Below are 25,683 nucleotides of genomic sequence, written 5' to 3'. Positions count from 1 at the left end.
AAATCGTGATTCAAAGTTATTTTATCACCTGGCCCGTTAAAAAGATAGACCACTCTTTATTTTTTCTTCTGCTGCATCTGACTCAGAAGCTTCCTCCACGGCCTCCGGTACCGCCGCCTCCTCCATTCCCTCCGTTGTGCCTCGGTTTGGGAATGACCTGGGTGGTAGTGTACAGGAAATCATCCTGCTGTCCGGTCAGATGGAAGGAGTCAGGTTTTACATAATCCCGGGCATCTGCCTTTCTCGATATGTTGCTCATCTGGTTTTTCAGTATGGAGCGGACGGAACATGCCATGATGGAAGCCATCACAAAGGCTGCAAGAGGAGGAATCCACGGATATTTTTTCCCCATCGGCACTTCCGGCGTTTCCTGAGAGCTTGTGGCCGCCGGAGCCGCCTTTACCGCTTCACTCACTTTCTTCTGAAATCCATCCAGTGCCCCGAAGTAGTCTCCACTGTGGAGTGCCGACTCGGTAGATGCCACAATATTATCCATAGCCTCCCCCTGAAGAGGAACACGCTGGTACATTCCACCGGTTTCAGCAATATAGTACTTCCGGTCCTCCATAGCAATCACCAATACGATGCCGCCATCAAGATTTTCCGAGGCACTTCGCACATACCGCTCAGAATACTGCTTTATGCTCTCGCCCCGGGGTATGGACGGCAATATCAGAATATCCATTTCCTGCCGGCTCCAGGATGTAAATTCCGAGAGGCGGTTATTAAGCTCAGTTTCCTGTTCTGCTGTGAGTACATCCGATTCATCCACCACCTGGGATGCCCATACGGTGGAAAATCCCAACGTGAAGCAGAGGAAGGCCAGAAACATCACTATCCATTTCCTCATCCTAATCCTCCCATCACCCATTCCATTATCCCCAAACTGATGATAAATATAATAAAAAACGTACCCCAGGTCCATCGTGCCAGTTTCCCCTTATCAATGGGCAGCGAGCCGACAAAAATCCCAGTCTGGCCATTCATCATAAATGTGTAGGGTTTATCCTTGTACCGGGTGGTGACTATCCATACCGGCACCATGGCATAGCTGACGTTGCTTCTGGTTTTGTAAATGGATCCATCTTCCGCGGACAGCGTGACATAATACGGTGCCGCCGTGGCTTCAAGCATTCCCAGGAAGGAGGAAGACAGACGGCTGTCAGCCCTCTTCTCTGAATCATCATGACTGATGTCATATGTATCCGCCACATACCCGGTGAAATAGGCTGGCGTAAAGGTTTCCATGTTGTCATAGTCAAATGGCTCAATGCTTTCCATATACAGATCATCCATCTTGCTGGATCCATCCACCGGTATCTTATCAAAGGATACTTCACCTTTTCTCACTACCCGATAGTGGTCAGTGTTGATAATCCGGGCATCCGATGTTTCATAATATCTCTTTCTGGTCCCCTGATAATCGGCACGACCGGTGCAGTCTGCAGAAAACAGCCAGAACGGCACATAGAGCCCCTGCAGTTTGTCCACGTGATTTTTCGCCTTAAAATCATCCGGCAGCAGCCGCTTGCCCCGGTAAAATGCCTCCAGTGCTTTCCGGGCATCGTCCCGTGTCTTCTTGAAGGGGATAATCCAGTCCGGACGGTAGCTTCCGGAAAAACGCCCTGGAATCATAGTCGGATTGCCGCAGTAGCAGCAGGTAGTGGCCATAGTGGTGGCATCGGTCATAAGCTCGGCACCGCAGGACGGGCACACAAACGTACGGAATTGTTTCTTATCTTCTTCGCTCCATGCATGCTCAGCCAGCCGGGCATCCCATTCTGCCTGTTCTCCCTTTTCGGAATCCGATGCCTCCTTTTCTTTTTCCTGTGCCGCTCCGGCTTTGCTCTCTGCGGCTTTTTTCTCCTTCTCTTCTGTTCCCGGTTTATCCGAAGGTTTTCCGTAGAGTGTCTCTATTTCCTGTACGGTATACTTTTTACCACAGTACTCACAGGTTACCTTATCGTCTCCAGGCAGGAACGTAAGCGGCGCACCGCATTGCACGCATTTATAGCTGACGGCTTCTTTTTCACTCGCTTCTCCGTTTGTAATCTTTATCACCCCATCCATATCTACACAGCTATACAGCCGAAGCGGGGAAGGATTACTGCCCTTCCCTATGTCTCCGACAACTGCCATTTAGCGGTTCTGGTCACTCGTCTCTCTTTTGCCCGCATTCGGTGCAGAAACTGCCTTTATTCCTGGTTCCGCAGTGGCTGCATACCCATTCCTCCGGGCGTTTCTTTCCGCAGTTCGTGCAGAAATTCCCATGATTCTCCGTACCGCAGGCCGGACAGATCCAGCTATCCTTCCCCGGTCTGGGTTTCCCGCAGTTTTCACAGAATTTTCCCGTGTTTTCCGCTCCACACGAGCAGGTCCAGGTTCCGCCAGTCTTTGGCTCCGTCGGCTTTACCGCTCCAACACGGTACAGTTCTGCTGCATTGGCTCCGCCAGCCTGCTGCGCCATACCTACCCCCATGAACGCACCCATAGCACCCATGCCGCCTTCATTGGCCGCTGCCGTCTTCATCGCATCGGCCTGTGCACCGGCCAGGTTGGCTGCTGCCATGGTGGGGTCACGGAAGGCTGCATTTCGCTGAATGTCCTTTATCATCTGTTCGTCTTCTTCGCTGGCTTTGACAGAAGAAACACCAACAGAAACCACTTCAATGCCTCGAAGCTCCTTCCATTTTTCTGAAAGCACTTCATTCATAGACTGGGCCAGTTCCATAGTGTGGGCCGGCAGTGCACTGTAACGGATTCCCATCTCGGAAATCCGGGCAAATGCAGGCTGCAGTGCAGTCATAAATTCCGTCTTCAGCTGTCCGTCCAGCCGGTCACGAGTATATTCTTCATCCACATTGCCGCACACATTGGTATAGAACAATATGGGGTTATCCAGGCGATAGCTGTATTCGCCGAAGCATTTTACCGCAATATCCACATCCAGACCAATTCGTCTATCCACTACGCGGAATGGAATCGCTCCCGGTGTCCCGTATTTGTTTCCCACAATTTCCTTGGTGTTGAAATAGTACACGCGCTGGTCATTCCCTGTATCTCCGCCAAAGGTAAAACGGCGGCCTATACGATGAAATACATCCTTAATGCTCTGGGAAAGATTGCCGGTAAACAGCGACGGTTCCGTGGAACGGTCATATACATATTCTCCCGGTTCCGCACACAAGTCCACCACTTTCCCCTGTTCCACAATGATCATAGCCTGTCCTTCATTGACCGCTACGATAGACCCATTGGAGATAATGTTGTCTTCTCCATCCGTATTGGAGCTGCGTCGGCCTGTGCGCTTTTTCCCTTTCATAACCAGCACATCGGCATTCATTTCCTCTCCGTAAATATAGTCACGCCACTGGTCTGCCAGAACACCACCGGCAGCCCCTACCGCTGCTTTAATCAGTCCCATAGTCATACCTCCTTCAGGTAATCATAACTGTCATCTTTTCTCATTATAACAGGTAAGAGATGAGCTGACGCTCATAGACCGCAAAAGTGATTGAAATCCCCCCTCTGATGGCTGAATACCCTTTATCAAGCTTTATTTAATACCGATCTGGATACCTTTGGAAATTCGTAAGAATTTTCTATAAGCGGTGAGTGAGTCCGCTTTAAAGCTTGAGGCAGGTAAGCAAGACAATCATACTTCAGACGGAGCACATCAGCATGCTTTCCCTTATCCCAACATAGAGGATTCTACTTTCCACCATTCGCTAGCAAAGACCGGGCTGTCAATAGTATGGAAATCAAAGATTTCATAATTCTATGGACTTACAGCCAATGACGACAAGCCCTTGTCGTCATTCCCCCTCTCTCTCCAGAGAGAGAGAAATATGTGATATCCTTCTGCTTTCCTTTATTCAAACAAAGTGGAATCAACTATCCACCGACTTCGTCGGTCCCCCTTTCTTTCAAGAAAGGAGCATCGTTTCTCATGCTTTCCTTTAATCAGCTTTCGCATGCTTGCCCTTTGCAAGAAGAGAACATTCCGCTTCACTCCTGTAATCTGCAAGGATTGTACCATCCTGAGCCGAGAGTGGCATAACCATTCTTGCGGCCTTATGGTCTGCTGATCAGGCACGCAAAAAGGAGCCCTGACAAATTATTGTCAGAACTCCTTTTTTCAGCTTTGCTTATTCTCCGATAACCAGGAGCAGGTCTCCGGATTCAATCGGAGTACCCGGTGCGGTGGCAATTTCCTTAACGGTGCCACTTACCGGTGCCGTGAGGGTGGTTTCCATCTTCATCGCTTCGGTTACAATGATTGGATCGCCCTTTTCTACCTTATCTCCCTTAGCTACCAGGACCTTGACTACCTTGCCGGAGAGGGTGGCCCCTACTTCGCCTGGTACGTCTGGATTAGCCTTCTTGATTTCAATAGCGGAATCTTCTACATGCTTATCATGAACGCGGATTTCACGCGGCATACCATTGAGTTCGAACTGAACGATGCGGTCGCCGTTTTCATCTGGACGGGTAATGTTGTCCATACGGATAAGAAGCATCTTACCTTCTTCCAGGTTGACATGTACTTCTTCACCCGGGTTCATACCGAAGAAGAAGGTCGGGGTGTCCAGAACGGACAGATCGCCGAACTGCTTGTATCTTCTTACGTAGTCGCTGAATACCTTCGGATAGATGCAGTAGGAAGAAATGTTATCATCGCTGATTGGAATTTCCTTGTCATCCATTTCCTGAACGACCTTGTGGAAATCTACATCAGCCGGCTTGCTTTCCAGATGCGGTTCTCTGCCGCGAAGAATAATCTTCTGCAGATCTTCCGGGAATCCGCCATATGGAATACCGAGCTTGCCGTCAAAGAAGTTAACTACAGAGAGCGGGAAGTCGATGGTATCACCATGATCATAAATATCTTCTTCTGTCAGGTTGTTCTGTACCATGAAGAGGGCCATATCGCCGACCACCTTGGAGGACGGGGTTACCTTGATGATATCGCCGAACATCATGTTGACCTTATGGTACATTTCGCATACTTCCAGCCATCTGTCGCCAAGGCCTACTGCGGTAGCCTGCTGACGGAGGTTGGAATACTGTCCACCTGGCATTTCGTGTTCATACACGGTGGTGTTTGGATAGGTCATCTTCGCATCCACACCGGCATAGTATGGACGGACTGCCTGCCAGTAGCGGTCAATCTTTTCCAGTTCCTTCACGTCGAAGTTCATCTGGCGCGGGTTATTCTGGAGTGCATAGTACATAGCGGTGATAGACGGCTGGCTGGTGCCGCTGGACAGCGCAGATGTAGCCAGGTCGATAATGTCTACGCCGGCATTAACAGCGTTGGCATAGGTGTAGAGCATGGTACCGCTGCCGGAATGGCTGTGCAGGTGAATCGGGAGGTCTACTGCATCCTTCAATGTGGATACCAGTGCAGTAGCGGCTTCCGGCTTGAGCAGACCAGCCATATCCTTGATGGCAATGATGTTAGCCCCTGCCCTTTCCATATCCTTAGCCAGGTTTGCATAGTACTGGAGTGAATACTTCTGACGGTTTGGATCCATGATATCGCCAGTGTAGCAGATGGTCGCTTCCGCAATCTTGCCGAGCTTTCTTACTTCATCAATGGTAACTTCCATGTGGCTCAGCTGATTCAGGCAGTCGAACACACGGAATACATCGATGCCATTTTCTGCTGCACGGTCAATAAACTGACGGACTACATTTTCCGGATAGTTGGTATATCCTACCGTATTAGCCCCACGGGTCAGCATCTGGAACAGAATGTTCGGAGCTGCCTCTCTCATCTGACGAAGTCTTTCCCACGGGCTTTCATCGAGGAAACGATAAGCTACGTCGAATGTTGCGCCGCCCCAGTTTTCAAATGCATACAGGTTCGGTACATGGCATGCAGTGTAGTGAATAGCCTGCATAATATCATGGGTTCTTACACGGGTAGCCAGCAGGGACTGATGGGCATCACGATAAGTGGTATCCATAACCTGTACTTCGTTCTGTTCCTGAATCCAGCGGGAGAATCCTTCCGGTCCCAGCTGCTGCAGGAGCTGTCTGGTGCCAGCCGGTGCTTCCAGATGGTCAGCATCCAGACGAGGTGCCGGTTCAAAATCCGGCTTAGCCTGATGGCCAGCATTTGCATAGCCGTTAACGGTGATTTCGCCGATGTAATCCAGAATACGGGTTCCGCGGTCGCCTACAATGTTCGGGTCAACCAGCAGTTCCGGATGACGGTCGATATAGTTTACATCGCAGAGGCCTTTCTGGAAGTCCTCGGTGCGGAGCATATTCTGGAGGAAATAAATATTTGTCTTAACCCCGGAAATACGGAATTCATCAAGGCAGCGGAGCATCTTGCTGAATGTGCTTCTTGGGGTCAGTGCATGAACGGTAACCTTTACCAGCAGGGAGTCATAGTATGGAGTAATGACAGCACCGGTGTAAGCCGTGCCCGCATCGAGACGAACGCCAGGACCACCGCCGGAACGGTAGGCAATAAGCTTGCCGGTATCCGGCATGAAGTTATTAGCCGGATCTTCGGTGGTAATACGGCACTGGAGAGCAATGCCCTTGTACCATATATCTTCCTGCTTACCAATACCTACTTCCGGATCATCAAGGCTATAGCCTTCTGCAACCATGATCTGGGTTCTTACAATATCTATGTCCGTAATCATTTCGGTTACGGTATGTTCTACCTGGATACGCGGATTAACTTCGATGAAGTAGAAATCCTTTTCGTTCTGGTCTACCAGGAATTCGACAGTACCTGCGTTGACGTAGTTAACGTTCTTCATGAGCTTAACTGCAGCATCACAGATGCGCTGGCGCAGTTCCTTTGGCAGGGACCATGCCGGAGCCATTTCAATAACCTTCTGATGACGGCGCTGAATGGAGCAGTCACGTTCGAAAAGGTGTACCACATGGCCATGTTCATCCCCCATAATCTGCACTTCAATGTGCTTCGGGTTCATGATGCACTTTTCAAGATAAACATCTTCATCGCCAAAGGCCATCTTCGCTTCCGACTTAGCACGTTCAAAAGCGGATTCCAGATCTTCCATGCGGTCTACATTACGCATACCGCGTCCGCCGCCGCCGTTGACAGCCTTAATCATAATCGGCAGGCCCACCTTTTCAGCAAATGCCTTAACTTCTTCATAGGTGGTAACCGGGCCATCACTGCCTGGAATCATCGGAATATCGGCCTTCTTAGCCTGAATACGGGCATTGACCTTATCACCGAACATAATCAGATGTTCTACATGTGGTCCGATGAAAATAATGCCTTCTTCTTCGCAACGCTTAGCCAGTTCTGCATTTTCAGCCAGGAAACCATAGCCTGGATGAATAGCATCTACATTATGCTCCTTAGCTACGCGGATAATATCTTCAATATCGAGATAGGCTTCTACCGCACCTTTACCGGCGCCAATCAGATACGCTTCGTCCGCACGGTTTCTGTGAAGGGACAGAATATCCTGTTCAGAATAAACAGCTACGGTACGAATGCCCAGTTCCTTACAGGCTCGGAATACGCGGATAGCGATTTCTCCTCGGTTTGCAACGAGTATCTTGTTAATCTTTTTCATATTTCCTCCTCTGTTGAGAATCCGCAGATGTGCGGATAATTTCGAAAACAGAAAAGGGATCTCCTACCTTGCAAATCCCTCTGCTATTAACAATGGTTCTTTTATATTTTACTTTTACTATACTTTAAATTCAATACCTTTTTTAAAGAATAGCTATACTTTATTTACATAATTCGAGTTTAATATTACGTTATTGTTTAAAATAGAGTACTATTTTGAACAAAGTTCATTGACCGCAGGAATGGCTTTGTCATTCTCGGGACAGCCAACCGGAATCTTGATAGCTTCCCTCAGCTTTTGCATTCTGCACTGTTTTTTATAAAAGCATAACAAAACGAGACTCTCCGTTTTTCTGGAAAGTCTCGTTCTCTTTTTTTCCTTGTGCAGATGAACGGAGCTAATCTGCCTCCTGACATCCTACTCCCAACCTGTCTTTTCTTTTACTTGTCCAGCTGAGCGGTGCAGTGTGGGCAGCGTGTGGCGTCATCGGCAATCGCTTCTCTGCAGTAGGGGCAGAGTCTTGGTGCTTTAGCCGGAGCTTCTTCTTTTTTCGGGAAAAAGCGGTTAATCTGGCGCATCACGATAAATACGGAAAATGCGATAATCAAAAAATCGATGACCGCATTTAAAAATGAGCCGTAGGCAATAACCGGTACATTGGCCGCCTGTGCTTCGGCCAGGGTTTTTACCGGTACATCAGAGAGATTAATAAACAGGTTGGAAAAATCCACCCCGCCCATGAGGACTCCCAGTGGCGGCATAATGATGTTGTCTACCAGTGATGAGGTGATTTTGGAAAAAGCGGCGCCTACCACTACGCCGACAGCCATGTCCACCACATTGCCACGCATGGCAAATTCTTTAAAATCCTTTAACAGTCCCATATACTCTTCCTCCGGCTCTTCGCCTTATCCTAACCTGAAATTTATATCCCGATTATATCACGAAGCATCCCGATGAGCGAAGATGAACTTAGCCCATCGGGATGCAGACCACCTCTTCGACCCCCACGACGCAATCCTCTGCCTTCTCTTTTTCATATAAAAACACTGTGAAAGAACCCAGTGAGTCCTTTCACAGTGTTTTTATATGCTATGTGATTACCTATCGGCCCTTATCAGTCTTCTACGACTTCAAATTCCTCTTTCGGTGCTCCGCAGAGCGGGCAGATAAATTCAGCCGGCAGGTCTTCAAACCGGGTCCCCGGTGCAATACCATTGTCCGGATCTCCTTTGGCTTCATCATAAATCCAGCCGCAAACTTTACATCTGTATTTTTTCATACTTACACCTCCGCTTTCCATAGTCCATGAAGATTGCAGTATTCATACGCTGCTACCGGTTCATCTCCGTTCGCCAGAGCAAATACCGCCACGGGTTTCATTCCCGGTTTAAGGTTCTTAACCTGCAGCCCCTGCGCCGTTTCCAGAGCAATAAATGGAATGTAATGCTCTTCTGTCATGGGGTGCAGAACACTGCCCACGGTAACAGTAACGGTATTCCCTTCCCGTGCAATTACAGGAACGTGCTTTTCTCTGGCTGCATCCACCGTATTGGCGATAAGTTCCTCTTTAGGTGTATCCGACGGAGCTTTCCCGGAGGTACTTATGCAGGCCTGAATCACTGCATGATGATTACAACGAAAGAAACGCAATTAGCATTCCTCCTTTCTAACAAAACCGCCCGGCTGACAGACGGTCAGAAGTCAGATAGATTCGAGGTAACAAATTATCTCGAACACTCACTAAATGAACTGGCAATTATCAGAATGTTACTGGTTTTCCATAGTATGCGCAGTCGAGAATCCGGCCCATGAGCTCATCATCTACTTCGCGCGGATTTTCCGGTGTGCAGGCATCGAGGACGGCATTGTGGGCAATGCTGTCTCTGTGTTCTTTGTACAGTTCTTCAGTTACTCCATAGTCCTTAATGGAGTGCGGAATATTCATAGCTTCATTGAGTTCACCAATCGCCTTTTCATAGGAAATAACCAGCTGTGCATCGGTTCTTCCCGGAAGTCCGGCTACCCGTGCCAGATCCGCATAACGGGACAGAGCGGCCTTCTTGTTGAACTGAATTACATATGGCATGAGAATGGCATTGGCACATCCATGCGGAATGTGGAAAATTGCACCAATCTTATGTGCCAGGGAATGAGTGATCCCCAGAAGAGCATTGGAAAATGCCATACCTGCCAGGCACTGGGAAATGTGCATCTGATCGCGGGCTGCACTGTCCCCTTCAAAAGAAGCTACCAGAGAATCGAAAATATCGGAAACTGCCTGCTTAGCCAGCGGATCGGTAAAGCCGTTATGGAACTTGGAAACATACGCTTCGGTGGCGTGGGTCAGTGCATCCATGCCGGTATGTGCTACCAGCTTTGGCGGCATGGTCTGCGGAATATCCAGATCCAGAATAGCCATATCCGGAGTAATATTGAAGTCAGCCAGAGGATATTTAATCCCCTTGGAGTAATCGGTGATTACAGAGAAGGAAGTAACTTCCGTTGCGGTGCCGCTGGTGGAAGAAATAGCGACAAATCTTGCCTTTGTGCGGAGAGCCGGAATAGAGAATGGTTCCAGCACATCTTCAAACTTAAGTTCCGGATGTTCGTAGAAAATCCACATAGCTTTAGTCGCATCGATAGGGGAACCACCGCCGATAGAAACGATAAGGTCCGGATTGAATTCGCGCATCATGGCTGCGCCTTCATATACACTTTCAACGGACGGATCCGGCTGAATGCCTTCCAGAATCTTAACTTCCATTCCATTGTCCTTCAATACCTGTTCAACCTTCTGCAGGAAACCGCCGCGGCGCATAGAATGACCACCGGTGGTTACAAATGCGCGTTTGCATCCTTTAAAATGAGCCAGGTTCTTAATTGCACCATGCCCCACATAGATGTCTCTTGGCAATGTAAAACGAAATTCCATGGTATTTACCTCCAGTAAATAACAAAAGATAATTCTATAATTACCTGATAAAAAGGAAGAGCAACTTATTTCCGGTTAACAATGAAAAAGTAGTCCTCATTTCATGTTCTTATTATATCATGTGTACGCCACAATGTATATCTATTATATTCGAAATACTTTTAATATTTTAGTAGTGTTTCGAATATTGTGAATAAAATAAATCCAACCTTATAAGATATAAAATTATTCTCATTATGCCCCTCAGTACCTCCCATCATAGCCCCTGTTCCCTGTGACCACTTTATGGTAAACTTGTTATATAATTCGTTACATTTTGCAGGAAGGTACACACCATGAAAAAAAATGCCTGTTATATTTTCCGGCCATGGCAGTCCGATGATTGCCCTGGCTCATAACGATCTTACCGCTGCATTCAACCATATCGGCCAAGAAGTCATTTCCCGATTTGGAAAGCCAAAGGCCATCTTAAGTATATGTGCCCACTGGTATGCCGACGGCACATATATACAGAGTGCAGAAAAACCCCGCCAGATTTACGACATGTACGGGTTCCCGGATGAACTGTATGAAGTGCAGTATCCGGTAAGCGGAAACCGTGACCTTACCATGGACGTGCTGAATCTGCTGGGCGATAAAGTTTCCATAAATGACACCTGGGGTATTGATCACGGCACATGGACCGTATTGGTACACATGTTCCCGAAAGCGGATATTCCGGTGGTGCAGCTTTCTGTAAACCGCCGTCTCACCGAAGAAGAATGCTATAATCTGGGCAAAGAGCTGGCTCCTCTCCGTGAAAAAGGCTACCTGATTTTTGCCAGCGGCAATGTTGTCCACAACCTCCGGGCCGTAGAGTTTGATAACCCAAGAGGAACTCCCGCTGCCGATGCGTTTGATGAATTCATCAAGGAGGCTGTACTGGCCCGCAATGATGAGGCAGTCATTCATTATGACACACATAAAGATGCAGATTATGCAGTGCCCACCAAAGACCACTTCCTCCCTCTGCTGTACGCCCTTGGCGCCTCTGAAGGAGAAACGCCTATGGTATACAATAACATCCGTAACCTTGGCTCCATGTCCATGACCGGCTATATTTTCGGAATGGAAGAATGATGAGCCGAAGGCTCATGGACCAAAAGAGTGGCAAGACAACTCTCGGGACGGCAGAACTTCGCTCCGGGATGGCAAGTATCCCGCAGGGATTCTCGGGGCAGTACAATTCCTCTGTAATGGCAAGGGTGGATTCTGCGAATAGCTAAAGGACGGATGGGAGAGATGAGAATTGAACTTTGAGCGGGAATTCGGAAAGTTTTTATAAAAAAGAACAGGGTACATCCTTACACTTTCCTTCATACTAACATACCGCATTCTACTTTCCACCGACATCCGGCAAAGACCGGGCTGTCAATATTACGGTTCCCGGTCTGATGTCTGATTGTCTGGCCGCCCAGGGCTTTGCAGCCTTCCAGGATATACTCGTTGGCTAATTGTACCCCATATCAGAGGGATAGTATAAATTTCTATAAAAGCATGACAAAACGGCTTCCCATAAAATATGGGAAGCCGTTTTGTCATATCCTTTGGTTTCGCCAGATAGGAGCCCGCAAGGGTTCCGGTCTTCTGTCTGACGAAAACCTTTCTGATTTCCGTGTCTGACCACCTGCATCCTGCAGCAGTCTATGAGCTCTGCTCATCTATTGTCTGAAAGGAAATCTCTCAGATTTCTTTCTTCCAGAGTCCGTGGAGGTTGCAGTATTCATATGCAGCTACTGGTTCTTCGCCATCTGTGAGGGCAAAGATTGCGGTTGGTACTTCACCAGGTGCCAGGTGCTTTACATGGAAGCCTTCGCTGGTTTCCAGGGCAATCCACATAATATAGTGTGCTTCTGTCATAGGATGGATTACTTCACCTACAGTGACAACCACGTCATTTCCGCTTCTTTCTACTAACGGAACATGCTTTTCTCTGGCTGCATCCACCGTGTTGGCAGTTAATACTTCATCTGCACCTTCTCCTGCCGGACGGCCGAGAGTGCTTACAAATACGCTGATACGGTCATTTTTGTTAGAACGATAGAATTCCATATGAGTCACTCCTTCTGAAAATGTAAAGGAAGGGAAGTCCCCTTGCTTTTCATTATATCAAATGGCCATAACAATTAAAATAGACAAAGTAAGTCCACAAATAAAGCTACCTCTTTATACTCCTTATATCCGAAATCTGTCTTGACGTTTTCTTCTGTCATTGTCTATAATTAACAAGTATATGCGAGCGTGGCGAAACTGGTATACGCACCAGATTTAGGATCTGACGCCTCGTGCATGAGGGTTCGAGTCCCTCCGCTCGCACCAGATCGATCAGGAGAAGAAGGATGGCCTTCTTCTCCTTTTTATTTTTTCCTCTGTACGCTGCCTTTGCCAACTTAACGCTTTACTGTCTGCCTATCGTCTCAGATTCCGCATACTCAACTCTCATATCCGCCTTTTCTGCATGCAAAAAGGAGTCAGGGAAATCCCTGGCTCCTTCTTTATTCTATATAACCACAGCGTAAATCATAAAGGTATACGCTTTCCGACATTGGTTGCCAGTCTGCTTTCGCCGGTTTATTCAGCTACTACAGATACGTGAATGGTGCCTTTAACCTTCGGGTGTACCCAGAGGTCTACATCATATTCACCCACAGCCTTGATTGGCTGATCCAGCATAATCTTCTTCTTATCGAAGTCGAACTTGTACTGCTGTTTAAGGGCTTCAGAAATATCACGGGCGGTAACGCTGCCGAATACTCTTCCGTCTTCCCCTGTCTGCACTTTGATAACCAGTTTAACCTTCTTAAGCTGAGAAGCCATGATTTCTGCTTCATCGGCTGCTACCTGGGACTTGAATTCTTTGGATTCCTGGCGCTGATGTGCTGTATTGAGATTAGCCTTGGTTCCTTCCACAGCCAGTCCCTGACGAATCAGTACATTGCGGCCATAGCCGGAAGATACTTCGATAACGTCACCGCGCTTACCCAGTTTCTTTACATCCTGTAAAAGTACTACTTTCATAATTATGCCTCCTTAATTTGTTTGCGGACTTCCTCCACTATCTTCTGAGTAGCCGCTTCTATGGTCATGTCACCGCTGATCTGTGCTCCGGATACCGTGAGATGTCCACCGCCGCCGAGAGCTTCCATAACCACCTGTACATTAACCGTTCCATCGCTTCGTGCCGAAATACTGGTAACCCCTTCCTCAACATGATAGAAGAGAAAACTTGCATGGATTCCTTCCACTGTAACCAGATAGTCAGCTACCTGTCCGGCAACGATCTGCGCCTGCTCAGTACCTGCCGGGCATTCGGCAAAGACCATGTACCCATCCACCGTTTTGAGATGTGCCATAATCTCTGACTTAATTCTAACAGTTTCTACATTAACTGCAAACAAGGCGCGTACAAGTTTTGCATCCGCACCACTTCGTCTGAGGAAGCTGGCCGCATCAAATGTACGTACACTGGTCTGCACAGAGAAATTCTTTGTATCAACAACTAGCCCTGCATAGAGGCAGGAAGCCTCCAGCGTAGTCAGATCCCTATCTCCACCATAGTACTGAATGAGCTCACTCACCAGTTCAGATGCCGATGAGGCCGATGGTTCCATATACGTAAGCAGGGTCGGAGAAATAATCGATGCATTTCTGCGATGATGGTCAATAACCACTCTCTTCTTGGCTGCACGGAGCAGTTCTGGTGCTGCAACAACCTGCGGTACATGGGTATCCACGATGAAGAGAACGCTCTTGTCCGTGATGATATTCAGAGCTGTCTTTTCCGTCATCAGCATTGGACCCATTTCCTTATCTGCATCCAGCGCATTAATCATCTTATGGGATGTGTCTTCATAGGCTGAAAGGACGATATTTACCGGTTTCCCGGACGCCTTGGCCAGATGTGTCACCCCTACGGCTGCACCAATGGCATCATAGTCCTCATGCCCGTGCCCCATGACGAATACCCGGTCGGATTCCTGGATGATTTCCCTGAGTGCCTGAGCCACTACACGGACGCGGACACGGGTAGAGCTTACGGATGTGGAAGAGCGGCCTCCAAAGGCCTTTACATCCTTATCCATACGGACAATCGCCTGGTCACCGCCACGCCCCAGTGCCAGATCCAGCGCCGTCTGCGCCAGTTCAAACTGTTTGGCAAATGTACCTTCGCACTTTACAATACCAATGGAAATGGTTACTGGAATACGGTTTACTGTATGAATATCGCGCACCTTATCCAGTATGTTAAAATTGTCGTTCATGCAGTCCTCCAATGCTTTTCTGGACATGCAGATGACAAATTCCGTCGAGCTGTATCGCTTAATAAATGCGTCCCGGGAAATAAATTCCGAGAGGATAACTTCATCCACCTCTGACAGAATATTGGATTTTTCCACATCGGTCATATTCTGGGTAGCTTCTGCCACATTATCTACCCGGATAAGTCCGAATACCGGCATGGCTTCTTTGCATGCCTGTATCTGCTGCTGCATGGCTGTCCGGTTTACCAGATAAAAGGCCATGAATGCCGCCCCGTTTTCTTTCGATGGCGGAATAAACTTGTAAAACACACGATAATATTCTTCATCCAGACTGTAATCAAACCATCCGGTCTTCCCCCAGATTTTGCTGATGCGCACGCCTGAGAATACATCTTTAAACAGATTATCTTCTTCAATATCCGCTTTAAGCCAGGAGCGGAAAACTCCATTGGCCCATACAAACTGACGTTTCTCATCCATAAGTGAGATGCCAAGCGGCAGATTCTTTACTGCGTAAATTGTCCCTGCCTCTACGCCAGCCGACAACTCGTCAAGATAATTGAGAAGAATACGTTCCTGCTTGTAATCATTTTTTTCGATAACGATAACAAAACCAATGATAACTATAGCTGTAAGCAGTCCGAGCATCCAGTTCAGACAACCAATAACTACGAGCAGGAGAAACAACGTAACAATAAATATCTTTTCATTTTTCTTGTATATCCATATCTCGCTAAGCATACGTACCTCCCTGATACGCAGAAATTTCCTGCTTTCCACGTCGTATGTCTCTTCCCGGCTCATAATAGCCGTTATCCCTATTATACACAATGTGGGAAGGAAACGAAAAAAGAAGCTCTGCTTTTGTGGATATATGTTCTATAATCCCTGAAAAATAATAAAAAGTGGTGCATAAACCCTGTTCAGAATACGCGAACATCCCGGAAGAGGTATATACATATCTCTCCGGGATGTTCATTTTCATTATTGACCTTGTTCTGTATTTTTTCTGTATCCGGTGAGCATGTCCCATGCCCCCAGACCAGCCACTGCATAGTTGACCAGTGGAATCAGGAAGCTGGCTATAAGTACCGGCCAGCGCCAGGATCCCCATTTGGGTTTGTATTCCCGGCACCACCAGAGGAAGGATATCCCCTGAAGCCAGAGCATCCACATGCAGACCAGGGATACATTGAGTGTCATAGTATCCCACATGACAGAGGTAATGCCCAGTCCCTGAAGGGCCAGTTTAAGTACCACTACCCCGATGTAGATGTAAATGACAGCCACAGGAATCTGCCATTCTCTGAATGGCTGAAAGTAAGGAATATCATAAATGCCCAGCCGGCGAAAAATAATCCGGCAAAGAAGCATGGGAGCCCAGGCCTCAAAAAGAGATACCAGAAACAGAGAGAATGGAATCGCCCGTATCACCATTTCCAGCATAGGGCCGGACTGCGCCCGGGCAGCTTCCAGTTCTTTTCCGCTGTATACGGCGGAAAGCATGGAATCCATCTGCTGCTGCATATCCGGAGTGACCTTCCCTGCAAACAGGGAAGGATCCAATCCCATGAAGGCAGAGGCAAAGAATGCCTGTGCGCCAAAGACAGCGGCAGATACCAGCGTGCCCAGCGCCAAGATGGTAGCTGCAGAATACTTTTTTCTGTATCCATATCCCAGCGTAAGCCCCAACAGACAGAATACTGAGGAAGCAAAGGCTCCTGACATGACCCCAAAAAGAAGACTGTCCAGAAGGAGTACTGCCACACATACAGCCACCCCCCATTTCATATTCCCCATAAGGCACATATAGGCAATAGGAATAGGCACAATGAGGAACACAAGGGTGGAAAAGACAGGAATATACAATCCTATGACAGAGAATACCACAGCAATCGCTGTGCACATAGATGCGGTCACCAGAGTCCCTGCCCGGCTCTGACGATTACTAAATAAAAGGGACATACGCAATCTTCCTCCGTACTCATGGGCAGTGAAAATCGTTCCGTCTGCAGACGGAAAACCGCTTTCCCCCTGCCTCCTGTAAAAAAGAGCCATGAAAACGACTTCACGTTTATCACGGCCCTGTTTCAGTTATTTATTTCGCCTGTCAGCGTACTTCCTGAATAATCGGAAGAATCATCGGACGGCGCTTGGTCTTTTCATAGAAGTAACGTCCCAGAGTATCGCGAATCTGTGTCTTAATCTGAGACCATTCGGTTACCCCTTCGGATGCCATGCGGTCAAGAAGCATTTCCACCCGGTCAGTGGCTCCGCTCATCATATCTTCGCTGTCCCGTACATAAACGAAACCGCGGGACACAATATCCGGGCCGGCTGCCACCTGATTGCTATTCTTTTCCAGTGCAATGACTACGATGACCACACCATCATTGGACAGCTGCTGGCGGTCGCGAATAACAATATTCCCTACATCGCCTACTCCCAGACCATCTACATATACCGGTCCGGCAGTAACCTTGCCTGCTTCATGGCAACTGCGGTTTGTCAGTTCAAATACGGATCCGTTTTCTCCGACAAAGACATGGTCTTTAGGAATCCCCAGTCCAATAGCCAGTTCCTTATGGCTGCAGAGCATACGGTATTCCCCGTGAACCGGAATAAAGAATTTCGGCTTAACCAGGGCCAGCATAGCCTTCAGGTCTTCCCTTGCCCCGTGTCCGGATACGTGTACTTTTGCATTTTCACTGGAAACCACATGCGCTCCCAGTTTCATGAGTGCATCAATGGTTCTGCCTACGCCGATTTCATTGCCCGGAATCGGAGATGCGGAAATGATAACCGTATCCCCGGCATGAATCTGTACCTGACGGTGGCTTCCGGTCGCCATACGGGACAGGCCCGCCATCGGTTCGCCCTGACTCCCTGTAGTGAGAATCATCAGGCGGTTATCACTGTACCGGGAAAGCTCTTCCGGGTCAATAAGCAGAGAATCCGGCACCTTGAGATATCCCAGTTCTCTGGCAATCTTAACAACGTTGACCATGGAGCGTCCAAATACACAGACTTTCCGGTCAAATGCCATGGCGGCATCCATAGCCATCTGAATACGGGAAACATTGGATGCAAAGGTTGCCAGAATAATACGGCCTCTGGCTTTGGCTACCTGCTCATGCAGAGAGTCCACGATAACCGATTCAGACGGTGTGGAACCAGGCCGGGTAGCATTGGTGGAGTCTGCCAGAAGAGCCAGTACACCCTTATGCCCCAGTTCAGCAATCTTGTAGATATCCATCGGTTCGCCATCCACCGGATTGTTATCGAACTTGAAGTCCCCGGTATGTACTACCGTTCCTACCGGTGTGCGGAAATAAATGCCGCAGGCCCCTGGAATGGAATGGCATACATGGAAGAATCCAATCTTGAATGCCCCAATACGGAATTCATCCCCTGGGTGTACTACGTTCAGGTCGCCCTTGATGTGGGCTTCTTCCAGCTTACCTTCAATCAGACCGATGGTCAGTTTAGTGGCATATACCGGCGCATTGACTTCTCTGAGCAGGTAAGACAAAGACCCGATATGGTCTTCGTGGCCATGGGTGATGACAATGGCCTTAACCTTTTCTTTATTTTCAATCAGATAGGTGAAGTCCGGAATAACAATATCAATGCCCAGCAGATCTTCTTCCGGGAATGCCAGTCCGGCATCGAGTACGACGATTTCATCGCCATATTCAAAAACGGTCATGTTCTTACCGATTTCCCCAAGACCTCCCAGAGGAATAATTCTCAGCTTCGGGCGGGAGGACTTTCTGCCTCTTGTACGGGGCTGTCTGGTTTCCGCTTCCTTGCCTGCGGTTACAACCGCGTTTTCTACCACCGCTTCTTCCTTATGATTCTGATGTGCATGCGGTTTAGCTGTCCGTCTCTGGGTCTTTCCCTGAGCAGGCTTTCTTGTGCTGCCGCGGCGGCTTCCTGCTGCCCGTCCGGATGAGCCGGTCCCTTTGCGGGATGTCCTTCTCTTAGTTTCTGTTGTCTTTGCTGTCTTTACAGTCTTTGATGTCTTCGCAGCCGGCTGTGCCTCTTTAGCTTCCGCTGCTGTATGACTGGTTTTTTCTTTAACCAAAATAACCTCCTTAATCAGGTTACATGACAAAAAGAAATAAAGCCCGTTAAACGACCGCATCTGGCTTTATCCTTTATCTGTCTTATATAAATTACAAATCCGTTCAAATGTCGTCGCTTTATTATATCATAAACTGCAGATAATATAGTATACTGCCGGTAAATTTCCATTCCCATACTCCCCTCCCCATTGTCCCATTTCCACCAGGATGAAAACGATTTCCCAATCATCCTCTTCAAATCTCATAAATCTGACTGACGCTCATCCCCGTCTTATGCTATAGTAGATAAACAGCAAGGAGGTCCTGTAATGACAGAAGAAAAAAGCTATTATACCTATATGGTGAGATGCTCTGACAATTCATTGTATACGGGATTCACTACAGACCTCTCGCACCGTGTATCTGTGCATAACCGGGGAAAAGGTGCCCGTTACACCCGTTCCCGCCTTCCGGTGTGTCTGGTGTGGTACCAGAAATTTTCATCGGAACATGACGCACGCAGTCTGGAAGTTCGAATCAAACATCTGAGCAAGAAAGAAAAAGAAGACATGGTCACTTCTTTTACGAGGTTACACACTACCCATGAATAAAACTGTTAAACGCACACAATATCTCACCGAAGCGGCAGCCGCCGTGGCGATTGCTTCCATTCTGGTGCTGCTTAAACTTATACTTCCTTTCCTTGTTTTCATTACCATGATTGCTGCTCCTGCTCCACTGGCAATCATCACTGCCCAACATGGCATGAAATGGGGCCTCGGATCCTCCCTGGCCGTCATCCTGGTGGTCACTATCCTGGGTGGTCCGGAAATCGGGCTGACCACCGCTGTCTATGCCGGCGCTCTGGGGCTGGCCCTTGGCTATGGCACGAGAAAACAGTGGGCTTCCCATAAGGTCATTGCCCTCACCGCACTGGCTTATGTGGTGGAAATGACGTACAAAATTGTATTTTCCATTTATGTACTGGGTATTTCCGATGCCCTGTCTTCCGTACTGACACGTCTCATCACCTTTATGCAGTGGATCTGGCGCCCGCTCTCCTCTGTACTTGGATATGACCCGAATCCGGAACGCGCCATGTTTTCCACTGCCGGAGCCGCCATGCTGGCTGTAATATTTATTATCGATGCTTTCTGCTATGCCTATCTGGCAGAAGAATTGTTTTCTGAACTCTATCGCCGGATGCGTAAAGCCCGGCACTGATTTTTTATTTTCCCTCAACATGGGGCTGTGAAAGAATAACTTCTTATCTTTTCACAGCTCTTTTTAATTTTCTTCTATTTTTCTAATGGGAGATTTTTTACACAAAGAACCCCATTTTTTAATGACAAACCGGTAAGTTTATGGTATTATACGTACTAAATGCTTTGGTTTTTTATTAAAGCATATGCTTAACAGGGCGTGAATGAATTATTTAGCTGTTGTTTTGCAAAATGTTAAACCTTATTGACAGTCCCTGTAAGGCAAGATTCAATGGAAATGAGGTATTTTCCGCTCCCGGCAGAGAATATGACTTCCAGCCAGTTTCAGGTAAAATGTCCAGAGGTAGTAGTATGAGCAGTATAAAGAAAAACAACCGCGGAGGTGCCCGTCCGGGTGCCGGCCGTCCGAAAAAATTACAGGGCGTGCGCAAACAGCATCAGCTCCGTGCTTACGACGATGAATGGGAATTAATCCGTGAGTTTTCCTGGTTCGTCAAACACGGCTGCAAAGAAGACTGTGCTAAATTAATGACTCAGCTCCGAAAAATCAGGGAAGAAAGAAACACTCCGTGGACGCTCACCTGATATTCGTACATGGGTTATTACGCACAAAAATATCCGGAAGGATGACAGAATTACATCGTCATCCTTCCGGATATTTTATTTACTGTATAAAGAAAATCAGAGTTCGGTAAGAAACTGTTCAAAGGCAATACCGCAGGCCGGTGGTATATCCTGTTCTGCCGTGTAGGCCAATGCACGGGAAATAAAATCAGCTGCCTTCCGTACCGTCGGTATGAGGGCGTCACCGCGGACAAGACATCCGGTAAGGATGCCTGTAAATACGTCCCCTGTACCGCTTCGTTCTCCACCTACTCGGCGGCTTCCGATATATGCTGATGGCCTGCCTCGCTCAAACACATAATTTCCAACATTCTCTTTCCTGGAAATTCCGGTAATCACTACCTGAGACGGCCCCTTTTCTGAAAGAGCTCTGGCAATTTCTTCCAGTTCCTGGTCAGTCAGGTCCCGATTTCCCGGATAGGGAATACCCAGCAGACGGGATGCCTCGGTCAGATTAGGCGTAATCACATCGGCTAAAGGCAGCAGCTGCTTCATCTTTTCAGAAAGTGCCGGCGAATACGATGCGTAAAGTTTCCCCCAGTCTCCCATAACCGGATCTACAATAACGAGAGTATCCTTCTTTTTAAACAGGTGAATAAAGTCTGACACAATGTCCACCTGTGCCTCTGACCCAAGAAATCCCGTAGAAATCCCTTCAAATTCCACCCCGTGTTCCTTCCAGTTCTCCATATAAGGCCGCATGATGGATGTCTCATCCCGGATAAAAGGATTAGGAAAGGCGGTATGCACAGAAAGAAGTGCCGTAGGAAACGGGCAGGCTTCCACCTTCAATGCGGAAACAATGGGTAATTCCACCGTTATGGAACAGCGGCCAAATCCGGTAATATCATTTACCAGTGCCGCTCGTCTCTGTCTTTTCATAAAACTGCTCCTGAACAACCGGCATGAATCGTTTTCTGTGTGAAACCAACGCATACCCATAGTATGTGGCTGTATGTTTTCCTCTGTCACCTGACAAACCGGCCATACAACCCAAAGAGGATGGGATAAAACCATATGTCGTTTCGTCCCATCCTCTGAAAGAAGTGTTTACTTTTCAGTATCTGTCCTTATCTTTCTCTGGTGTAGTGAGCACGTACTCCGCCAATCAGCGGTGGTCTGGTCTTAGCACCGATAACCAGTGCATGACCTACATGATTGTTGGTCAGATGAACCGGAACAGCCACCCTCTTGAGGTGCATGCCAATCATGGTCAGACCAATATCCAGGCCGCCATCAGCTTCCACTTCTTCTACTACTACCGGATCTTCCATGTGATAATAAGCGTTCGTGGAGAAAGCACCACCGGCATGAAGCCACGGAACTACCGTTACTTCCTGTAAATGACGGCGTTCCATGGTTGCTCTTTCTACGACCAGAGCGCGGTTCAGGTGTTCGCAGCACTGGAATGCCAGTTCCAGGTTTTCTGTTTCTGCTACCTTCATCAGCGCCTTAACTACTTCTCTGCCAATATCATTCTGGCTATCCTTACCAATGCGTCCGCCATGAATTTCACTGGAAGAACCGCCAATGACAATCAGGCTGCCCGGGCGGAAATGTGCACCATCAATCAATTCTCTGAAAGACCGCACAGCCTGGTTTGCCAATTCCTGAATATCCATAATGATAACCTCTCCTTCTATGTACCGGACTGTTTCCAGTCCACGATATAAAAATAAACTTCTTATATATATTTTACTTCAATACATCCAAAAGTTCAAAATTTAACCATTCCAGAAAAAACAGCCTTATTTAATAAGTTTCCTGAAATTCGCCTTTTCAAGAAGAGCTCCTACACCAAATGCCGCCGCCATATTCACTACGGCTTCTGCAATAAGGCCCGGTGTGGAGGTAAGGCCTGCCTCCAGAGAGCCGTACAGAACAGCTCCTGCCAGTGTATATCCAACCACAAGCCATACAGCCGAGAGGAAGAATCCCAGCGCCGTGCGCCAGGAAAAGAATGGCGCATCTACCGCAGCGCAGCGGCCCATCATGTACTTGATAATCAATGTCGGAATAATCCATATCGGATATCCTCCGATAAAGTCAGACAAAGCGGATCCCAGCGCCGAAGCCAGGGCTCCGTTTTTCTTCCCCCCATAATAAGCAGCCAGCATAATAGCTGCATCTCCCAGGTGAGCATATCCCAGAGGAATCGGTACCCGCGGTACCACAGTCATAACAAACACAATAGCCGCCAGCACAGCAATCAGGCAGATATCTTTCGGTGTAAATTTGATATGCATTCCCTATCCTTCCTTTCCACAGGCAGTTTATTTTCTTTATAATCGGTTTATCTATAATATAACGCCATTCTGGTAATATGATAATAACCAAAATGAAAAATTTTTATAATACCAAATTTTTGGTCGGTCCGGGCGCATATCTTGTTCCAGCGCGAAAAATCATTCCTGGGCGTATTCTGTACACACAGCCCAGTAAGTGATTTTTCACGCCAGAACAACCTCTGCATCCCGGCCTGACTCAAAATTACAGCGTACCTTTTACACAGAATGCCCCTCCGCCTCACCCAATACAGCTGCAGAGCCTCTGCGTACGAAGTTCAGTGGAGAACCTGAACCATATTATTCCTGCAAAACATTTCGTTTTGCACAGCCTGGAGAATCCAATAGGATTTCTTCCAACTTGTGAATCTCCATAGATTCACACCGACAGCAAACAAAGTTTACGGCTTTCCAGTCGGCTTTAAAGCGGGAGATTACATATTGTGCACTATATCCGCTATGGTCTTCCAGAACGGGAAACGGGTCGCATTCTTACCTTTATACAAGGCATAACAAAACGAGACCTTCCATGTTTCCGGAAAGTCTCGTTTTCTTTTTATCCTTGTGCGGATGAGCGGAACCAATCTGCCCCACTCTAACCTCAATTTTCTAAGGTGCTTTTACTTTATTACCGCAAATCCACCGGTCCAGCCGAACTGTTTACGGGCAGCCATGGAAATCTGAAGGAATCCCATAGCTTCCAGTTCTCTGGCTCTCTTCAGTGCGCCGGCATCCAGTACGGACAGCGGGCTTCCATCCAGAGCATCTTTTACCTTCTGCTTAGCCTCTGCATCATCGGAAGCAATGAGTACCACGGTCGGTTCCTTGCCCCCCACCTGACCGGACGCAAGAGTTGCTGCAAAGGTAGTATTAAATGCCTTGACTACAACGCTTTCCGGAAGTTTCTTCTGAATTTCCTGAGCTGCGGAAGAATCAGCCGGTACTACCAGGGAATCAAAGGTATCAAAGTTTACCGGATTGGTAATATCAATAACGATTTTTCCTTTCAATTCCTCTGCATGTGCACTGATGATGGCATCCACGGCCCCATAAGGAACAGCCAGTACAACCATGTCTCCCAGGACATCATTGAAATCGCAGCCTGCATAAGTTACCTGATTACCAGCCTTTTCAAAATTTGCGCCAATAGCCTTGCCCATGTTTCCCTTGCCAAATACTGTGATATTCATAATAGTCTCCTTTTATATAAACATAATGTAATTTATTTTGTTACATCTAATATACTCGATGTATCATGTAATGTCAATTGTTACATTGTGTTTTTTTAATATCCATATCTTGGCTGATACCTCTTCCAGAAATATACGGAGAGAATGACAGCCGCCACATTGGCTGCATCCACGGAAACCCAGATACCATCAACGCCCAGAATCAGTGGAAGCATGACCACGGCAATCAATTCAAAAAGGATGGACTGACATACGGAAATTTCCGCTGCCACCGGACCATTATTAAGTGCAGTAAAGAAGGACGCTGCAAAGATGGGAAAACCACTGATGGTAAAGGACAGGGCATATAAACGCAGACCATGTAGTGTAAGGGCATAGAGTTCCTGGCTGTATCCCGTGAACAGCCAGGCCAGCGGTGACGCAAACACAAGCGATCCTATGGTGACCAGTGCACCGGTTACAGCATAAAACATAAGGCTCTTTCTGAAAACATTCCCCAGTTCTTTCCGATTGTCAGCCCCGTAGTTATAACTGATAACCGGAGCAATCCCCTGGGCATACCCTAGATAGGCCGATTCAAATACAAAGGAAATATACATGATGACCCCGAAGGCTGCCACCCCTTTTTCTCCCACAAAGCGAAGAAGCTGATAGTTGTAAACCATAGCCAGAAAAGACATGGACACCCCGGTAAGGAACTGAGAAATCCCATTACTGCACACCTTCAGGAAATCCTCCAGTCTTAACCGGGGAGATCCCAGATGAAGAACCCCATCCCGGTGAAGAATGAAATAAAGAACCGGAAGCAATCCGCCGGTAAATTCCGCAAGCACAGTAGCCCATGCAGCCCCGGCTACAGCCCAGCCAAAGCATACGATAAACAGATAATCAAATGCCAGATTAATCACACCGGATGCTACATTAGTCCAGAATGCCAGCGGCGGTTTTCCTGCCGTCACCGTAAAGGAATGATAAATGCGCTGCAGCAGATGCATAGGAAATGAAATCAGCAGGATTCGCCCGTAAAAAACACTTTCTCTGAGCATTCCCCCTCAGCTCCCATGCCGGATGCAATCCAGGGCATAACGCACCAGGCACAGGCTGCCAGAACAAACCCTATGGCCAGTCCAGCCAGAGAAAGCGAGGAAAACAGGGAACAAGCCTCCTCTATCCTCTGCTGCCCCAGCCGCTTACCGATAAGCGCACTGCCCCCGGCCCCAATGACCGCCCCCACACAACCAAAAATACCAAGGGCAGGAAATATGAGATTAATCGCTGCAAACGCCCTGTCGCCTACATAGTTGGAAACAAAGAAACCATCAATGATACTGTATGTTGACAGAAATATCATAGTGGCAATGGATGGGAAAACGAAGCGCATCAGCTTCCTGTATGAAAAATGAGAAGATATTTCTATTCCCATAGACTCTCCTTTCTTTGGATGAAAATCTTTGATTCATTGTAACCTGTCTTTCTGC

23 protein-coding genes and 1 tRNA gene are annotated in these 25,683 nt (G+C 47.7%); 5 read left to right on the top strand and 19 right to left on the bottom strand.

Annotated features, from left to right (window positions below; genetic code table 11):
• Positions 1–82 precede the first annotated feature (82 nt).
• From BLQ79_RS05480 to BLQ79_RS05445, 8 genes are all read right to left on the bottom strand, one after another.
• Positions 83–850 carry a TPM domain-containing protein gene (locus BLQ79_RS05480; protein ID WP_159427855.1) on the bottom strand — a complete coding sequence of 256 codons (768 nt, stop codon included), beginning with the start codon at positions 848–850 and terminating at the stop codon, positions 83–85.
• Positions 847–2,139 carry a hypothetical protein gene (locus BLQ79_RS05475; protein WP_200779839.1) on the bottom strand — a complete coding sequence of 431 codons (1,293 nt, stop codon included), beginning with the start codon at positions 2,137–2,139 and terminating at the stop codon, positions 847–849. The genes BLQ79_RS05480 and BLQ79_RS05475 overlap by 4 nt, the downstream gene beginning before the upstream one ends.
• A 13-nt stretch (positions 2,140–2,152) precedes the next feature.
• Positions 2,153–3,424 (bottom strand): SPFH domain-containing protein, encoded by a 1,272-nt coding sequence (locus BLQ79_RS05470; RefSeq protein WP_091364608.1) that lies wholly within the window; start codon positions 3,422–3,424, stop codon positions 2,153–2,155.
• 724 nt (positions 3,425–4,148) lie between these two features.
• Positions 4,149–7,580, bottom strand: coding sequence for a pyruvate carboxylase (locus tag BLQ79_RS05465; protein ID WP_091364606.1), 3,432 nt, complete (start codon positions 7,578–7,580; stop codon positions 4,149–4,151).
• Between the two features lie 440 nt (positions 7,581–8,020).
• Positions 8,021–8,464, bottom strand: coding sequence for a large-conductance mechanosensitive channel protein MscL (gene mscL, locus BLQ79_RS05460; RefSeq protein WP_091364604.1), 444 nt, complete (start codon positions 8,462–8,464; stop codon positions 8,021–8,023).
• A 233-nt stretch (positions 8,465–8,697) separates the two neighbouring features.
• Entirely contained in the window at positions 8,698–8,862 is a 165-nt protein-coding gene (rd, locus tag BLQ79_RS05455; protein ID WP_091364602.1) for a rubredoxin, read from the bottom strand.
• A gap of 2 nt (positions 8,863–8,864) precedes the next feature.
• Positions 8,865–9,233: a desulfoferrodoxin family protein gene (locus BLQ79_RS05450; protein ID WP_091364600.1), complete on the bottom strand. Its 369-nt coding sequence runs from the start codon at positions 9,231–9,233 to the stop codon at positions 8,865–8,867.
• Between the two features lie 109 nt (positions 9,234–9,342).
• Positions 9,343–10,515, bottom strand: a complete 1,173-nt coding sequence (locus BLQ79_RS05445; protein ID WP_091364598.1) for an iron-containing alcohol dehydrogenase — start codon at positions 10,513–10,515, stop codon at positions 9,343–9,345.
• Positions 10,516–10,860: 345 nt separating this feature from the next.
• Between BLQ79_RS05445 and ygiD the strand changes: the two genes are divergently transcribed.
• Positions 10,861–11,634 carry a 4,5-DOPA-extradiol-dioxygenase gene (gene ygiD, locus BLQ79_RS05440; RefSeq protein ID WP_091364595.1) on the top strand — a complete coding sequence of 258 codons (774 nt, stop codon included), beginning with the start codon at positions 10,861–10,863 and terminating at the stop codon, positions 11,632–11,634.
• A 603-nt stretch (positions 11,635–12,237) separates the two neighbouring features.
• On the opposite strand, the gene BLQ79_RS05435 is transcribed toward ygiD, so the two are convergent.
• Complete coding sequence (locus BLQ79_RS05435) at positions 12,238–12,606, bottom strand: desulfoferrodoxin family protein (RefSeq protein WP_091364593.1); 369 nt, start codon at positions 12,604–12,606, stop codon at positions 12,238–12,240.
• Positions 12,607–12,789: 183 nt separating this feature from the next.
• Between BLQ79_RS05435 and BLQ79_RS05430 the strand changes: the two genes are divergently transcribed.
• Positions 12,790–12,873: transfer RNA gene (locus tag BLQ79_RS05430), tRNA-Leu, on the top strand.
• A 252-nt stretch (positions 12,874–13,125) separates the two neighbouring features.
• Here BLQ79_RS05430 and rplI read toward each other — a convergent pair.
• The 4 genes from rplI to BLQ79_RS05405 form a co-directional block, all read right to left on the bottom strand.
• On the bottom strand, positions 13,126–13,572 hold the full coding sequence (rplI, locus tag BLQ79_RS05425) for a 50S ribosomal protein L9 (RefSeq protein ID WP_091364592.1): 447 nt from the start codon (positions 13,570–13,572) through the stop codon (positions 13,126–13,128).
• A gap of 2 nt (positions 13,573–13,574) precedes the next feature.
• Positions 13,575–15,557, bottom strand: a complete 1,983-nt coding sequence (locus tag BLQ79_RS05420; RefSeq protein ID WP_091364591.1) for a DHH family phosphoesterase — start codon at positions 15,555–15,557, stop codon at positions 13,575–13,577.
• A gap of 243 nt (positions 15,558–15,800) precedes the next feature.
• A complete protein-coding gene (locus tag BLQ79_RS05410) occupies positions 15,801–16,781 on the bottom strand; it encodes a YybS family protein (RefSeq protein WP_159427854.1) in 981 nt (326 codons plus the stop codon).
• Between the two features lie 145 nt (positions 16,782–16,926).
• A complete protein-coding gene (locus tag BLQ79_RS05405; protein WP_407388656.1) occupies positions 16,927–18,906 on the bottom strand; it encodes a ribonuclease J in 1,980 nt (659 codons plus the stop codon).
• A 306-nt stretch (positions 18,907–19,212) separates the two neighbouring features.
• Between BLQ79_RS05405 and BLQ79_RS05400 the strand changes: the two genes are divergently transcribed.
• The 3 genes from BLQ79_RS05400 (at position 19,213) to BLQ79_RS05390 (ending at position 20,691) form a co-directional block, all read left to right on the top strand.
• A complete protein-coding gene (locus BLQ79_RS05400; RefSeq protein WP_091364587.1) occupies positions 19,213–19,494 on the top strand; it encodes a GIY-YIG nuclease family protein in 282 nt (93 codons plus the stop codon).
• Positions 19,487–20,107 carry a DUF2232 domain-containing protein gene (locus BLQ79_RS05395; RefSeq protein WP_091364586.1) on the top strand — a complete coding sequence of 207 codons (621 nt, stop codon included), beginning with the start codon at positions 19,487–19,489 and terminating at the stop codon, positions 20,105–20,107. Before BLQ79_RS05400 ends, BLQ79_RS05395 begins: the two co-directional genes overlap by 8 nt.
• A gap of 350 nt (positions 20,108–20,457) precedes the next feature.
• A complete protein-coding gene (locus BLQ79_RS05390; protein ID WP_091364585.1) occupies positions 20,458–20,691 on the top strand; it encodes a hypothetical protein in 234 nt (77 codons plus the stop codon).
• A gap of 96 nt (positions 20,692–20,787) precedes the next feature.
• Here BLQ79_RS05390 and BLQ79_RS05385 read toward each other — a convergent pair whose 3' ends face one another.
• The 6 genes from BLQ79_RS05385 to BLQ79_RS05360 all read right to left on the bottom strand — a co-directional run bounded on the left by BLQ79_RS05385 (position 20,788) and on the right by BLQ79_RS05360 (position 25,628).
• Positions 20,788–21,612: a pyridoxamine kinase gene (locus BLQ79_RS05385; protein WP_091364584.1), complete on the bottom strand. Its 825-nt coding sequence runs from the start codon at positions 21,610–21,612 to the stop codon at positions 20,788–20,790.
• A 188-nt stretch (positions 21,613–21,800) separates the two neighbouring features.
• A complete protein-coding gene (locus BLQ79_RS05380) occupies positions 21,801–22,352 on the bottom strand; it encodes a TIGR01440 family protein (protein ID WP_091364583.1) in 552 nt (183 codons plus the stop codon).
• A gap of 126 nt (positions 22,353–22,478) precedes the next feature.
• Positions 22,479–22,976, bottom strand: a complete 498-nt coding sequence (locus BLQ79_RS05375) for an ECF transporter S component (RefSeq protein ID WP_091364582.1) — start codon at positions 22,974–22,976, stop codon at positions 22,479–22,481.
• A gap of 659 nt (positions 22,977–23,635) precedes the next feature.
• Positions 23,636–24,205: an NADPH-dependent F420 reductase gene (locus BLQ79_RS05370; protein ID WP_091364581.1), complete on the bottom strand. Its 570-nt coding sequence runs from the start codon at positions 24,203–24,205 to the stop codon at positions 23,636–23,638.
• Positions 24,206–24,300: 95 nt separating this feature from the next.
• Positions 24,301–25,251 carry an MATE family efflux transporter gene (locus BLQ79_RS05365; RefSeq protein WP_091364580.1) on the bottom strand — a complete coding sequence of 317 codons (951 nt, stop codon included), beginning with the start codon at positions 25,249–25,251 and terminating at the stop codon, positions 24,301–24,303.
• Positions 25,212–25,628 (bottom strand): MATE family efflux transporter, encoded by a 417-nt coding sequence (locus BLQ79_RS05360; protein WP_091364579.1) that lies wholly within the window; start codon positions 25,626–25,628, stop codon positions 25,212–25,214. Before BLQ79_RS05360 ends, BLQ79_RS05365 begins: the two co-directional genes overlap by 40 nt.
• Between the last annotated feature and the right edge of the window lie 55 nt (positions 25,629–25,683).

It is taken from the genome of Dialister histaminiformans (assembly GCF_900103425.1).
Lineage (GTDB): Bacteria > Bacillota > Negativicutes > Veillonellales > Dialisteraceae > Allisonella > Allisonella histaminiformans.
The sequence above is the reverse complement of the archived record's forward strand: the minus strand, read 5'-3'. Positions and strand labels throughout refer to the sequence as shown.

Coding starts and splice junctions, on each gene's coding strand:
- BLQ79_RS05480 (WP_159427855.1), bottom strand. CDS start 850: ATGAGGAAATGGATAGTGATGTTTCTGGCCTTCCTCTGCTTCACGTTG.
- rplI (WP_091364592.1), bottom strand. CDS start 13,572: ATGAAAGTAGTACTTTTACAGGATGTAAAGAAACTGGGTAAGCGCGGT.
- BLQ79_RS05390 (WP_091364585.1), top strand. CDS start 20,458: ATGAGCAGTATAAAGAAAAACAACCGCGGAGGTGCCCGTCCGGGTGCC.
- BLQ79_RS05375 (WP_091364582.1), bottom strand. CDS start 22,976: ATGCATATCAAATTTACACCGAAAGATATCTGCCTGATTGCTGTGCTG.
- BLQ79_RS05445 (WP_091364598.1), bottom strand. CDS start 10,515: ATGGAATTTCGTTTTACATTGCCAAGAGACATCTATGTGGGGCATGGT.
- BLQ79_RS05470 (WP_091364608.1), bottom strand. CDS start 3,424: ATGGGACTGATTAAAGCAGCGGTAGGGGCTGCCGGTGGTGTTCTGGCA.
- BLQ79_RS05380 (WP_091364583.1), bottom strand. CDS start 22,352: ATGGATATTCAGGAATTGGCAAACCAGGCTGTGCGGTCTTTCAGAGAA.
- BLQ79_RS05435 (WP_091364593.1), bottom strand. CDS start 12,606: ATGGAATTCTATCGTTCTAACAAAAATGACCGTATCAGCGTATTTGTA.
- BLQ79_RS05420 (WP_091364591.1), bottom strand. CDS start 15,557: ATGCTTAGCGAGATATGGATATACAAGAAAAATGAAAAGATATTTATT.
- BLQ79_RS05360 (WP_091364579.1), bottom strand. CDS start 25,628: ATGGGAATAGAAATATCTTCTCATTTTTCATACAGGAAGCTGATGCGC.
- ygiD (WP_091364595.1), top strand. CDS start 10,861: ATGCCTGTTATATTTTCCGGCCATGGCAGTCCGATGATTGCCCTGGCT.
- BLQ79_RS05370 (WP_091364581.1), bottom strand. CDS start 24,205: ATGAATATCACAGTATTTGGCAAGGGAAACATGGGCAAGGCTATTGGC.
- BLQ79_RS05385 (WP_091364584.1), bottom strand. CDS start 21,612: ATGAAAAGACAGAGACGAGCGGCACTGGTAAATGATATTACCGGATTT.
- BLQ79_RS05395 (WP_091364586.1), top strand. CDS start 19,487: ATGAATAAAACTGTTAAACGCACACAATATCTCACCGAAGCGGCAGCC.
- BLQ79_RS05365 (WP_091364580.1), bottom strand. CDS start 25,251: ATGCTCAGAGAAAGTGTTTTTTACGGGCGAATCCTGCTGATTTCATTT.
- BLQ79_RS05400 (WP_091364587.1), top strand. CDS start 19,213: ATGACAGAAGAAAAAAGCTATTATACCTATATGGTGAGATGCTCTGAC.
- rd (WP_091364602.1), bottom strand. CDS start 8,862: ATGAAAAAATACAGATGTAAAGTTTGCGGCTGGATTTATGATGAAGCC.
- BLQ79_RS05410 (WP_159427854.1), bottom strand. CDS start 16,781: ATGTCCCTTTTATTTAGTAATCGTCAGAGCCGGGCAGGGACTCTGGTG.
- BLQ79_RS05465 (WP_091364606.1), bottom strand. CDS start 7,580: ATGAAAAAGATTAACAAGATACTCGTTGCAAACCGAGGAGAAATCGCT.
- BLQ79_RS05475 (WP_200779839.1), bottom strand. CDS start 2,139: ATGGCAGTTGTCGGAGACATAGGGAAGGGCAGTAATCCTTCCCCGCTT.
- mscL (WP_091364604.1), bottom strand. CDS start 8,464: ATGGGACTGTTAAAGGATTTTAAAGAATTTGCCATGCGTGGCAATGTG.